The following is a 13,318-nucleotide window of genomic DNA, read 5'->3' on the forward strand; positions in this document are numbered from 1 at the left end:
AAAGTCTAATCAAAAAAACCGCAAAGTAGTCAAATAAAGCTATTTAAGCACCAAACATGCGTAAATTCGGTTAGTAATTAACATTTAGTTTTGCGGTTTTAATAATTTGCTGTGATTAACTTGTTAATTTATCTGAATTTGGTACATAATTCGATTAGTTACATTGAATTACAAAGTTGACCAGTTTGGTTTCAACTGTGTTATTTAAGTATCTTAAATTGTTTATGCTACTGATATGTAGATGTATTTATTCATTAACAATGAAACAAGTTGTAACGTATGTCCCCAAAAGAGTTGTTCTATTTTGTTGGTTGATAAAAAACGCACTGGCGTTAAGTTTTCGTTCAGTTAAAAGCGCCTAAGTTGCCCATCTGACTCACTATTCTTATAACAAGTGAGCATTACCAATAAAGGTAAACTTCAACAAGTAGGGTTCTTTCATGAAAAAATCAACTCTTGGCTTAGCTGTAATTGCAGCAATACCAATGTTCTCAAGTGTGCAAGTTTTAGCGGCTGACGAAGCAGCTACATCAATTGAAAAAATTCAGGTGACGGGCTCTCGTATTAACCGTACTGATATGGAAACAGCAAGCCCAATCACAGTTATCGGTGATGACTTCATTGCAAAAAGTGGTTTCACATCTGTTGCTGACATACTTTCTACTCAGCCATCAGCTGCTGGTATTAGCTTAGGCGCTTCAAGTAATAATGGTTCAGGTGGTTCAGCAACAGTAAACTTACGTGGTATGGGTTCACAACGTACGTTAGTACTCCTAAACGGTCGTCGTATGGTTTCTTCAGGTACCGGCGCAGATTCTTCTGTTGATTTAAATACCATTCCTGTAGCAATGATCAAATCTATCGAAATCTTAAAAGACGGCGCGTCTGCAGTATATGGCTCTGATGCTATTGCTGGTGTTGTTAACATCATAACAAAGAAAGATTTTGAAGGTTCAGAGTTAAACGTTGAAGGCAGCCGCACTACAAAAGGTGATGGCAATAACTACGGTGTTAGTTTATTACACGGAATGAATATTGCCGATGGCAACTTAGTTGTTGGTGCTCAATACTCAAACCGTGGTGAAGTAATTCAGTCGGATCGTCGTTTTGTAGAGCCTGGCGAGTCTTCATTTATCCCTGAAGGAACACTGGGCGGCAGAACTTACCAGGGTAATGGTGTTTTTGCAGATAGAACTACTTCATACGACTTCACAACATCAAGCTATGCTCAAACACCTAATGAGCTATACAGCTTATTTACTAGTTTTGACAAAGAGCTAGACTCAGACACTACATTTAATGTTGATTTGATGTATACACGTCGTGAATCTAATCAACAACTTGCACCACAACCAGCAAGTATTGATTTAAGTACTTCTAGCTTGGATTCAACTTACACAGATAGCTTCCGTGACGCAGATACAGGCGATCTTGCTGACTCTTTAGAGTACAGAAGAAGAATGGTTGATGCTGGTCCTCGTATTTATGAGCAAGAAACTGACACTTACCGTGTATCTGTTGCATTACAAGGTTTATTAGATAACGATGCAAGCTGGGATGTAAGTGCAACTTACGGTCGTAATGACTCAAAAGATAAAGTTCAAAACTCAATTAATGCAAGTCGAGTTGAAGAAAGCATTTATGCAAACCAAGCTCTTTGGTTCAGCGGTGATTCTTTAGATCGTAGCTTATTAACATCTAACGATTCAATTTATACTGAGTCAAACGAAGGTGGTAACGAGCAATTTATTCTTTCAGCTGGTTATAGCGCAGTAACAGAAAGTGATATTGGTTACGCAATCGGTGTAGAAAACCGCTTTGAAAGTGGTTACTACACACCAGATCTAATTACTCAGCTTGGTGAGAGCACAGCTGCACAACAAGATCCAACTGAAGGTGATTTCTCAGTACAGTCTATCTACTTTGAAACATCTATGCCGGTATTAGAGACTGTTACCCTTGAAGGTGCTGCTCGCTACGATAACTACTCTACCTTTGGTGGCGAAACAACGTGGAAACTTGGTGCAACGTGGAATGTAACTGAAGAGTTTATGGTTCGTTCTGTATTAGCTACTGGCTTTAGAGCACCAAACGTATCAGAACTGTTTGGTGGTAACTCAGGTTCGTACGATTACCTAGCTGATCCATGGGGCAACGAACAAGATGCTCAAATACTTGTAAACTACACAAGTGATAACGATCTTAAAGCCGAAGAAAGTCGCTCTTTCACTTTTGGTATGGTTTGGGAAGTAGCTGACGGTTTATCAACAACTCTAGATTACTGGAAGTTTGATATTACTAATGCGATTACTCGCTTAGATGTTCAAAACGAAATGAATAGCTGTTTTGCAGGTGACTCAGAATCATGTTCATCAGTAAACATCACACAATCTGGTGACTTATCTAACCTAAGTTCAGCACTAACTAACGTAGGTTCTCAAGAAACGTCAGGTGTTGATTGGAATATTAGCTACTCTGCAGATAACTACCGTATAAACCTTGATACAACTTATTTAATTAAGTTCGAAGAAGATGACATTAATTACACAGGTACTATTGATGGCAACATCGGTGGTTACTCTAAAATAAAGTCTAACCTTTCAGTTAATTACGATCTAACTGATTCATTAAATATCCTTTATAACGCAAGATTCCTTCGTGGAATGGATGGTGACTACTACGGTGAAAACTTTAGTACTGACAACGTTATTTACCACGATATTTCAATGAGCTACAACTTGAATGATGCATTACGATTTACTGGTGGCATGAACAACATTTTCGATAAAGAGCCTGAGAAAGTATTAGGTGGTAACGATATGGGTACTGTTCCAGAAGTTTATGATGTAATTGGTTCACGTGTTTTTGCAAGTGTAAACTACAAGTTTTAACTAGCACATTAATCGTATTAAGGCTCAGTATTTACTGAGCCTTTTTTATTGAACAAAACAAAGGAGACAAGTACACTAAAACGATATTTTAGAAGGAGAACTGATTGTTAAAACAAGATGAAAACTTATCTTTTGTCATTGAACCAGAGCTAACTCCTCGTTCTGAACAGCGCATAGATCTGTATTTTTCTATCCCTAATGAAATGGGGATTAATCCGCAAACGCTTACCGAAGAATCTTACTTTAATAACCATTTTAAATCGCATTTAGCCTACAATGCTAACAATATACACTTGCCATTAGTACGAAGCCGTTTTGTTAGTAAAAACAAAGGTGAGCAGCAAGATTATCGTCAAAACCTTAATTTATTTTGTTACCAAGTGCGTTTAGCCCTTGATGCCGACATTAAAGACGCGTTAAAAATTGATGAAGCAGAAGACTTTTATAAACGCGCTAACGAAGTATATGAACAAAGTGAAGGACTTTTAAAAAAGCTGCGTCGCTACACGCCAGATGACGAAAAACTACTTCCATTTTTTACCAATGCTGACAACTATTTAAGTTGGCATGTTGAGCAATCATTTTTAAAGCTTTTAGATGAAGGCCCACGTAGTAGCGATTATGCAAAAGAGCGTAACGATTTACTGCAGTTTTGTAAAAACGAAAATACGTACCGAGCAGAGAAAAGCTACAATTCTGAAACCACCATGCAAGACGCAAATCGAATAACAAATAAAATGCGCTTGTTACAACGTTTAATTGAGCATGGCGTTATATTACAGCGCCAAACGCGTTTTCTTAACAGCTACCTTAAACGATTAGTTAAAGGCACTGTAACAGCTGTTATCATGGCATTTGTGATGGTTGTGATACTTAATGCCCGCTCAACGTTTACTGAAGTCACCGCGACGCTTATTTTAATTTTGGGGGTCATTTACGGACTACGTGAAATATTTAAAGAAGACATTACACGTATGATCTGGCGAGCTATTGTACAAGGGCGACCTAAGTGGCGATTTAGTTTTAAAAATAGTATTACCAAAGACAAAATAGCGAGTCAGCTAATTTGGCTTGAATACACACGCTTTAAAAAAATACCTAAAGAAGTTAGATCTATTTTTTCAAAACGTCGTCAGCAAAATAAACAAGCCGCGCAGTGGTTACACTTTGCAAGTGAGACACGTGTTAGTGCAAAAGAATTTTTACCCGGTTACGATACACTGCAACAAACACTGCAATTTAGTCTTGCACCATTTGCGCGTTATTTAAAGCGTGGTGAAGGGAAGTTATATCATTTAGATAGTAATAAAATTTCTAAGCAGGCGGTTGAACGGCGCTATCAACTTAACATGGTGCTTGTGCTAACTGAGGAAGATAGAACACTCTACCAACGCTATAAAATAACGTTAAATCGTAGTAAAATCGTTAATATTGAGCTTATCTACTCCAAAAAATGAATTTTAGTAATTAAAAAAGGGACTGATAAAATCAGTCCCTTTTTTAAATTTATTTATTAGCTAAACCATGTTTACTATATAAAGTTACTTTGTTTGATACTAGCGTGATCTCGATATTTTTTGCTTCGTCGCCCCACACACAATTAGTATGCAGTGTTTTTTCAACACAATTATCTGCACTTCCCAAAATGGTTTCAACTTCAGTCTTGTCCATACCTACTTTTATTTTTTCGTAACTCTCAAGACTTACCTTAGAACAAGCCGCAAGGCTTAGTGTAGCTGCGATGATAAGGAGTTTTTTCATTGTTATATCCTACTTAATATTAATGTTTGAATTTTCTGATTTGGACGATCATGCCCATTCGTGGGTGGTCAAAGTAATGTACTTCACCACTTATTACACGTCTAAACTGAGAAAAGCGGGCTGACTCTATATCGCCATTTTCTAGTTTTTGGCTAATATCAAAATTAGCTGTAATGTATAAATAATGTCGTAAGTGTATTTTAAATAAACCGTCTAGTTCCCATTCTGCTTTTGATTGGTTTGGGTCGTTAAACAGTTCAGGTTGTGAGTTTAATAAACTTACAAAATCAGGATTTGAATAGCTAGGGGTTACGTTGGAATCACTTTTAAGGTGTTTACCTGCTATTAAATGCATACTTGGAGCACGCGATTTACTTGCGCCTTCAAAGCGCCAGCCAGTATGTAGAATAGGTGTTAATCCTTTGCGATCTAGCTGTCGGTACTGCGCTTTAAATTGCAGTTGTTCTGGCGCTAATAAATAAGTTTGCTGCATATGATCTTTAGCGGGTGCTAGAGGTGTTACAGGTAGCTCATCGTAGCTTTGTAGGTAGTTTGTACTGTCACCGCATACACCCGATTGTGGGTTTGAATTAACTAATGAGTCGGTAAAAGAGCGTTTTTGAAAACGCTCATCACCATTTATACAGGCTTGCATTGCTTGCTCTGTATAAAGAGGGGTCATTAAATCTAGAGAGTTTTTATCCTCAATAGCTTTGTGCTTAAGTGTAAAATCTTCTTGCAAATACGGAGCAGGGCGCTGCTTAAATACAAGCACCTCAACCTCAAACCAGCGTTCTGCAAATGCAGTGCTGCTAAACAAGCAGCATAAAATAACTAGCGATTTTTTTAGCAACATTAATGGCTAACCTTTTTTTCGAAATCTGCAATCATTGCAGTGACCATTTTTAAGCGTTCGCGAGCGTTAGCTTCACTAATTGCAAAGCGCAGTTTATTTGCGCCATCCATTTTGTACACCTTAGGCGCACTTTGTATCAAACCAATGATGAAGCTAGGGTTAACCTTAGTATCTTGGCTAAACTCAAAGTAACCACCTTTTGGATTTGCCTCAATTTTTGTTATCCCTAAATTACTTGCCTGCATTTTTAATAGTTGTAGGCTAAATAGGTTTTTAGCGGCATCAGGCAGTAAACCAAAGCGGTCTATAAGTTCTACCTGTAGTTCATCCATATCATCAAGGTTAGCACAACTAGCAACTCGCTTGTACATACCTAGGCGTGCATTAACATCGTGTATGTAATCATCAGGTAATAGTGCAGCCAGTTTTAAATCTACTTCGGTTTGTTTTTTAAGTAGATTTTCAAGCGTTGGCTCTTTTCCTTCACGTAGCGCATTTACGGCTTGCTCAAGCATTTCCATATATAAACTAAAGCCGATTGTTTGCATTTGACCTGATTGATCGTCGCCAAGTAACTCACCAGCGCCACGAATTTCTAAATCGTGTGTAGCGAGGGCAAAACCCGCGCCTAAATCTTCCAATGATTCGATTGCTTGTAAGCGTTTACTCGCGTCTTTAGACAGTGCTTTAGGGTCACCTGTGAGTAAATAGGCATACGCTTGATGATGGCTTCGACCAACTCGTCCACGTAATTGGTGTAATTGCGCAAGGCCAAGTTTATCTGCTCTATCCATAATAATGGTGTTGGCTGTCGGTACATCGATACCGGTCTCGATAATCGTGGTACATACCAGCACGTTGTATTTTTGATGATAAAAGTCAGTCATTATTTGTTCAAGCTCTTGCTCGCGCATTTGACCATGGGCTGAGGTGACGCTTGCTTCAGGCACCCATTCACTAATTTCTTGCGCAACACGGTCAATAGTTTCCACATTGTTATGCAAAAAGTAAACTTGGCCACCACGTTTAATTTCACGTAGTACAGCTTCGCGTATTAGTTCTACATCGCGTTGGCGTACAAAGGTTTTTACCGCTAAACGTTTAGCCGGTGGCGTTGCGATTATTGATAAATCGCGCATTCCGCTCATGGCCATGTTAAGTGTACGCGGTATTGGCGTTGCAGTTAGTGTGAGTATGTCTACATCGGCACGCAGGGCTTTAATTTTCTCTTTTTGGCGAACACCAAAGCGATGCTCTTCATCAACAATGAGTAAGCCTAAATCGTTAAATTTAATGTCATGCTGAATAAGTTTATGTGTGCCAATAACTATATCGAGCTTACCGTTTGCCATTTTCTCAAGCGTGTCTTTTTGCTCTTTAGTGGAGTTAAAGCGCGAAAGTACACCAACTTCAATAGGAAAATCAGCAAAACGGTCTTTAAAGTTTTCATAGTGCTGCTGAGCCAGCAAGGTGGTAGGCACTAAAATTGCCACTTGTTTATCATCGTTAACCGCTACAAAAGCAGCGCGCATGGCCACTTCTGTTTTACCAAAGCCTACGTCACCACACACTAAGCGGTCCATGGCTTGCTTTGATTGCATATCACCTAACACCGCTTCTATGGCGTTGCGCTGATCGTCAGTTTCTTCAAACGGGAAGCTATCGCTAAATTGGCGATATGCAGGGGCGTCTAGAGTAAACTTATTACCGGGTTTTGCTTGGCGCTGTGCATAAATGTCGAGTAATTCGGCTGCTACATCGCGAACTTTTTCAGCCGCACGTTTTTTTGCTTTTTCCCATGCATCTGAGCCAAGCTTATGCAGCGGGGCGCTGGCTTCTTCACCGCCAGAGTAACGACTCAGCATATGCAGTGCAGACACTGGCACGTAAAGTTTAGCTTCACTTGCGTAAGTAATCGTAACAAACTCAGTAATTACACCTGCGGCATCAATTGTTTGCAAACCTTGGTAACGCCCAACACCATGATCGAGATGCACAACAGGTTGGCCTTCTTTGAGCTCTGCTAAATTACGGATTAGTGCATCTTGGCTGGCTTCGTACTTGTGCTTGCGGCGTCTGCGTTGAGATACTTTAATACCTAGCAGTTCTTGCTCGGTAATAATAGAAAGGCTGGGCTTAGTACCAAGTACTACACTTTGTTCAAGCGGACTTACTATTAAACCTACATCACTCGCGCTTTTTGTAAATTGTTCGAGTGTTTCAAATTCTTTAAATTTTAAACCGCTTGGTTTTAGAATGCTCAGTAATGATTCACGACGACCATCGGATTCAACACTGAGTAATATGCGGCCTTTTTTCTTTTTTTGCTCTGCTACATAATTTATAAACGCGGCATAAGGTTCATGCTGCTTATGATCAATTCGAATAGCAGGCAGCTCGCTAACGCTTAAGTTTTTATTGCCCGCTTTAGTACCAAGCTTTGCAAGAGATAAACGAATACGTGCAAAATTGCCTAAATTAGAAAACAGCTCTTCAATAGGCTGATAAAGCGCATTAGGTTCAAGTAATGGACGAAGTGGGTCAACTCTGCGGTTCTCATAGCGTACATTTACATCGTGCCAAAAGTTATCTGCCGCGTGCTCTAAATCACCCAGCTGCATAACAGTTGTTGTATCTGGCAAGTAGTCAAAAATAGTCGCTAGCTTTTCAAAAAACAACGGCATGTAGTATTCGATACCAGCAGGCCAGTTACCTTTGCTTACTTGCATGTATACAGAGTCTTGCTGCGAGCTTGCACCAAATTTTTCACGGTAGCTTATTCTAAAACGTTCAATATCAGCGTCGTTAGTAGGAAATTCATGCGCTGGGAGTAGCTCAATTTTATCTACTTTTTCATCAGAGCGCTGTGTTTCTACATCAAATAAGCGAATTGTATCGAGTTCGTCATCAAAAAAGTCGAGTCTAAATGGGTGCGGGCTACCCATTGGATATAAGTCAACGATAGAGCCGCGTATAGCGTATTCGCCGTGCTCCATTACTTGTTGAACATTTAAATAACCAGCTTGCTCTAAGTTGTCACGAAAGTTATGTGTGTCTAGCTTGTCGCCCACTTTAAAGTTTATTGTTGAACCGTAAATAAACGAGGCCGGGGCTGTGCGCAACATTAAGGTTGATACAGGCACAATTAACACACTTTGTTGTTCTTTTTTTAAGGTGTTTAAAGTGGCTAAACGGGCTGAAATAATATCTTGATGGGGAGAAAAGTGATCGTATGGCAGAGTTTCCCAATCAGGAAATACCATTACTGGGTTATCGGGTAATAAATATTCTAATTCTGTTTCAAGGCGTAGTGCGCTTGGTGTATCAGGCGTAACAATCAAGACTAAGTTGTCTTGTTGTTTAACGCCTTCAGCAATGGCAATACTTAAACCACTTCCGCTTAGCTGGCCCCATTGAATTTTATCTTTTTGAGATTTTACCCAAGGCAAGGCTGCCCATTGCTCAAACGCCATTTATTACTCCATTTATAGATGGCTCTTAGCAAGTAAGAGCCATCTTGAGTTAAGTTTACTTAGTCTCGGTATATTTTTGTTAGGTCTTTATAGTGATCAATTCGTCGGTCACGCAAGAACGGCCAGATACGTCTTACGTTTTCTGAGCGTTTTTGATCAATTTCAACCACTAAAATTTGCTCATCAGTATTATTAGCCTCTGCTAATAATTCACCTTGTGGGCCTGCAATGAACGAATTCCCCCAAAACGCAATACCATCGCTTTGCGCACTTGGGTCACTTTCATGGCCGACACGGTTACAGCTAATTACTGGTACACCATTGGCAACAGCATGGGCACGCTGACTAATAACCCACGCATCTTTTTGACGAGTTTGCTCAGCCGTGTCGTCATTTAGATCCCAACCGATAGCAGTCGGGTAAATTAATACCTCAGCACCAGCCATTGCCATTAAGCGTGCAGCTTCAGGAAACCATTGATCCCAACATACTAGCACGCCTAATTTACCTACAGATGTCTGAATAGGCTCAAAACCGATATCACCTGGGGTAAAGTAGAATTTTTCGTAAAAACCAGGGTCATCAGGAATATGCATTTTGCGGTATTTACCCGCAATACTGCCATCTTGTTCTAATACAACCGCGGTGTTGTGATAAAGGCCCGTAGCGCGTTTTTCAAATAAAGAGGCCACAATAACAATGCTTAGCTCTTTAGCAAGCTCACCTAAGGCGTTACTGCTAGGGCCTGGAATGGTTTCGGCTAAATCAAATACGTCAACATTTTCGGTTTGGCAAAAATAGAGGCTTCGGTGTAGCTCTTGAAGTACAACCAGTTTTGCACCTTTTTGAGCGGCTTCACGAATGGCACTCATTGATTTTGCCATATTGTGCTGAGCGTTATCGGTATTGCTTTGTTGCACTAACGCAACGGTTAATTTTGCAGGGCTTGTCATTGTGCTGCTCCAGCTAAAAATCCACGAGGTAATTGCATTGTAATACAGTGCAGGCTGCCAAATTGTTCAATAATTGGTTGGCAATTTACGCCAATAATAGTGTGTTGTGGGTATGCTTTTTGAACTTGTGCTAGAGCACGTTCATCATTAGCATCATTATACGTTGGCACAAGCACCGCGTTATTAATAATTAAGTAGTTAGCGTAGGTAGCCGGTAAGCGTGTTTGCTCATCGTCATAAGCGGCTTTTGGCCACGGTAACTCAATTAAGTTATATGGGGTGTTATCGGCAGTTTTAAAGGTTTTTAGTTGTTTTTCCATTGCATCAAGTGCGCTAAAGTGCTCATCAGTTTTATCGTCACACTGTACATATACAAGGGTATTATTTGGAGCAAAGCGGACTAAGGTATCAATGTGGCTGTCGGTGTCATCACCCGCTAAATAGCCATGATCAACCCATAAAAAACGTGTTGCTCCCAAGTGCTCTTTTAAAAGTACTTCTATGTCAGCAGGGTTTAAATCTGGGTTACGGTTTTTATTAAGCAAACATTCGCTGGTTGTTAGCAACACACCATGCTCGTTTATTTCAATACCGCCACCTTCAAGTACCATATCGAGCGCTTGATATTGGTTGTTTGTGCTACTTAGCTCTTTTACCAAAGTACGATTAATTTGATTGTCTAATGCGCTTTCAAATTTATTGCCCCAACCATTAAAAGTAAAATCATATACTTTTAGTTGTTCTGGTGAATCAATAGCGGCGCAAGTAAGCGGACCATGATCGCGCGCCCAGGTATCGTTGGTAGGCGTTACTACAAAATGAACACGATTAAGAGAGATGTTAGCGCTATTTAGCAATGCTGTAATATGCATTTTTAAGGCACTATTATGCGCCACAATAACAAGCTGTTGCTGCGTTGTTATATGCTTAGCAAGCTCAATATATACAGGTTCTACACGTGCTAAATTATCAGCCCAATCTGTGTCTTTATGAGGCCATGTAAGCATAACAGCGTCTTGCTCGGCCCATTCTGGTAAAAGTCTAAAGTTCATGAATTTTATATACTAATTAAGATGACGCTAGTTTAGCATTTTACATAAAGATGTCAGCTAATTATCACTGTTTAGGTCGGCTTGGTTTTGATCAAGTTCTTGACGTTTTTTAAGTTGGCGGGTTTGAGCATGTAAACTCGCTCTAACAATAAGTTCTTGGTCAGTGGTTCTAATTGCGGTAAAGAGCATAGTGTATTGGTAATGTTCGCTATCTTGTTTTTCTACTGCCACAACTTCGGTGTAACAATAAACCGCAGAGGCTTCGTGGTGCAAAAACAGTTTTGTTCTAAATGCTTGGCCAATTGAGTGTACTTCGGGTGATGTAAAGCGAATACCGCCCCCGCCGTAGCTATCACATTGAATTGCATTATCTTGGGCTTGTTCTGAGGCCAAAATATGGCTCATTATTAAATCTATTTTACGTGACTGCGCTTGTAAAAATGTAGCTAGTTCTTGTGCTATATCGCCTAAGTTACGCAGCGGGCGTAACGAGCTTTGCTCAAGTTCACTTACTTCATTTGCTAATCTAAATAGTGGGGGGATATCGTCTTCTAACTCAAGCTGCGATTTAGGAACTTGTCCGTTCGATACGGCGAATAAATTCACTCTTATACTTTCATTAATTTGAAAGTACTGCTCAAACTCACCTAATCTTTCACTATTCATTATGTTCTCCACCACGTATTTATTTAATAGTAGCGTTGTGAGTACTAAATTGCTAGCAGATAAAATAACTCATAGTGGGCTAAATGCTTTGTTTACATTCAATTTTTAACATACTGATTATGAAAATAAATACACTAAGACATATTTAGGGGTAGTTATAAAAAAGCGGCCAATGTCATCCTAACATTGGCCGCTTGGGTATTGATTCATCAGCGCATACTTATTTAAGTAGAGCGGCTAATTCATGTAAATCTTTCACAACGTGATTTGGTTTTTTAGCTAATGGGTAAAGTGCTTTACCTGGGCGTGCAATGAAAGTGGTTTGTAAGCCTGCTTCTTTTGCGCCAGCAACATCCCAGCCATGGGCTGCAACCATCATAGCTTCATTTGGTGCTACATTTAGCTTTTTAAGTACCCATTCATAAGCACGTAAGTCTGGTTTGTAAATTTTAATATCTTCAATGCTGTAACGTGCATCAAAGTAAGACATTAAACCAGCGCTTTCAAACTGTGCCTTTACACCTTTGTTTGAAGAATTTGTAAGGCTTACTAACTTATAGCCCTGAGCTCTAAGTTTTGCCAGTCCTTCTTTAACATCGCTGTGTGGAGGAAGCGTTAAAAGAGGCGTAACAATAGCTGTTTTAGCTTGTTCACTAGTAATATCAATATTGTTATTTTGAGCAACCATAAGAAGTGATGCCACCCCAATTTGCCCAAAGTCGTGATAACTACCGCTTACTGTATCTACTAATGAATGGTGCAGCATAGTCGAAAACCAAAGTGGTAATAAATCTTCACGCCCGCCTAGTGCTTTACCAATAGAGGTACGCATTGACGTTAAATCAAGTAGGGTTTCGTTTACATCAAAAATAAGCACTTTGGGCTTTACTTGTTCTTTTGGTTCATCAGCGACTGCATAACCAGATACAAGGCTTGTGCCTACAAGTAGTGAAAGAGTAAGTGTTTTTAACGATTTTAAAATAGACATTAGTTATTCTCCGATTCAAGTGCTGCCATAATATCAGTAGGTTCTGCGCGTAGGGTGTAGTCTTCGTTTAAAAATGCGTATGTAATAACACCTTCTTGGTTTATCACATAAGTAGCCGGTAGCGGCAATTTAAAGCTTTTATCGCCGTAGTAGTGTTCAAAATCAATACCAAATTGTGTGTATAACGCTTGAATACGCTCATCAAGTGTAAACAATAAACCAAATTGCTCAGCTACTTTATTACTAACATCTGAAAGCACGTCAAACTCAAGATCGTTTTTTTGTGCAGTTGAGAGAGTTTCATCAGGCAGTTGTGGTGATATTGCGACTAACTGAGCATTTTGAGTTTTAAATTGCGGTAAGTAGTCATTAAGTGCTTTTAGCTCTAAATTACAATATGGGCACCAGCCACCACGATAAAAGCTAATAATTACCGGGCCTTTTTTTAATAAATCCGCAAGCTCAATGTTTTCGCCGTTATGGTTGGCTAGGCTGAAGTTTTCTACCTTTTGACCAATTTGTAACGCATTGTCTTTAATATGCTGTGCAATAAGCTCTTCGTTTGTAGTGTTCATTAATGCTAAAACGTCAGCCGGTAACTTGGCATCTTTTTGTACGTTATAGGCATCTATTTGCGCTTTTAAACTCATGATTGAACCTCAATAATTAGACTATTTG

The 13,318-nt window shown here is 39.6% G+C and carries 10 protein-coding genes; 2 read left to right on the forward strand and 8 right to left on the reverse strand.

All coding sequences use genetic code 11. From position 1 onward, the window contains the following. Nucleotides 1–440 precede the first annotated feature (440 nt). Together P20429_RS04175 and P20429_RS04170 are read left to right on the forward strand one after the other, a co-directional pair. A complete protein-coding gene (locus P20429_RS04175; protein WP_007585660.1) occupies nucleotides 441–2,891 on the forward strand; it encodes a TonB-dependent receptor in 2,451 nt (816 codons plus the stop codon). Between the two features lie 104 nt (nucleotides 2,892–2,995). Further along, nucleotides 2,996–4,348, forward strand: a complete 1,353-nt coding sequence (locus tag P20429_RS04170; RefSeq protein ID WP_007585662.1) for a hypothetical protein — start codon at nucleotides 2,996–2,998, stop codon at nucleotides 4,346–4,348. Between the two features lie 49 nt (nucleotides 4,349–4,397). Here the strand turns inward: P20429_RS04170 and P20429_RS04165 are convergent, their stop codons facing one another. The 8 genes from P20429_RS04165 to P20429_RS04130 form a co-directional block, all read right to left on the reverse strand. Continuing rightward, entirely contained in the window at nucleotides 4,398–4,652 is a 255-nt protein-coding gene (locus P20429_RS04165) for a hypothetical protein (protein ID WP_007585664.1), read from the reverse strand. A gap of 19 nt (nucleotides 4,653–4,671) precedes the next feature. Continuing rightward, nucleotides 4,672–5,508, reverse strand: a complete 837-nt coding sequence (locus P20429_RS04160) for a peptidoglycan binding protein CsiV (RefSeq protein WP_007585666.1) — start codon at nucleotides 5,506–5,508, stop codon at nucleotides 4,672–4,674. Then, nucleotides 5,508–8,981 (reverse strand): transcription-repair coupling factor, encoded by a 3,474-nt coding sequence (gene mfd, locus P20429_RS04155; RefSeq protein WP_007585668.1) that lies wholly within the window; start codon nucleotides 8,979–8,981, stop codon nucleotides 5,508–5,510. The genes P20429_RS04160 and mfd overlap by 1 nt, the downstream gene beginning before the upstream one ends. A gap of 59 nt (nucleotides 8,982–9,040) precedes the next feature. After that, nucleotides 9,041–9,934 (reverse strand): carbon-nitrogen hydrolase, encoded by an 894-nt coding sequence (locus P20429_RS04150; protein ID WP_007585670.1) that lies wholly within the window; start codon nucleotides 9,932–9,934, stop codon nucleotides 9,041–9,043. Next, nucleotides 9,931–10,986, reverse strand: coding sequence for an agmatine/peptidylarginine deiminase (locus tag P20429_RS04145; RefSeq protein WP_007585672.1), 1,056 nt, complete (start codon nucleotides 10,984–10,986; stop codon nucleotides 9,931–9,933). Before P20429_RS04145 ends, P20429_RS04150 begins: the two co-directional genes overlap by 4 nt. A 57-nt stretch (nucleotides 10,987–11,043) precedes the next feature. Then, on the reverse strand, nucleotides 11,044–11,652 hold the full coding sequence (locus P20429_RS04140; RefSeq protein ID WP_007585675.1) for a PilZ domain-containing protein: 609 nt from the start codon (nucleotides 11,650–11,652) through the stop codon (nucleotides 11,044–11,046). 220 nt (nucleotides 11,653–11,872) lie between these two features. After that, complete coding sequence (locus tag P20429_RS04135) at nucleotides 11,873–12,640, reverse strand: haloacid dehalogenase type II (RefSeq protein ID WP_007585678.1); 768 nt, start codon at nucleotides 12,638–12,640, stop codon at nucleotides 11,873–11,875. After that, nucleotides 12,640–13,290 (reverse strand): peroxiredoxin-like family protein, encoded by a 651-nt coding sequence (locus P20429_RS04130; RefSeq protein ID WP_007585680.1) that lies wholly within the window; start codon nucleotides 13,288–13,290, stop codon nucleotides 12,640–12,642. The genes P20429_RS04135 and P20429_RS04130 overlap by 1 nt, the downstream gene beginning before the upstream one ends. Between the last annotated feature and the right edge of the window lie 28 nt (nucleotides 13,291–13,318).

The organism is Pseudoalteromonas sp. BSi20429, assembly GCF_000238895.1.
GTDB lineage: Bacteria > Pseudomonadota > Gammaproteobacteria > Enterobacterales > Alteromonadaceae > Pseudoalteromonas > Pseudoalteromonas arctica.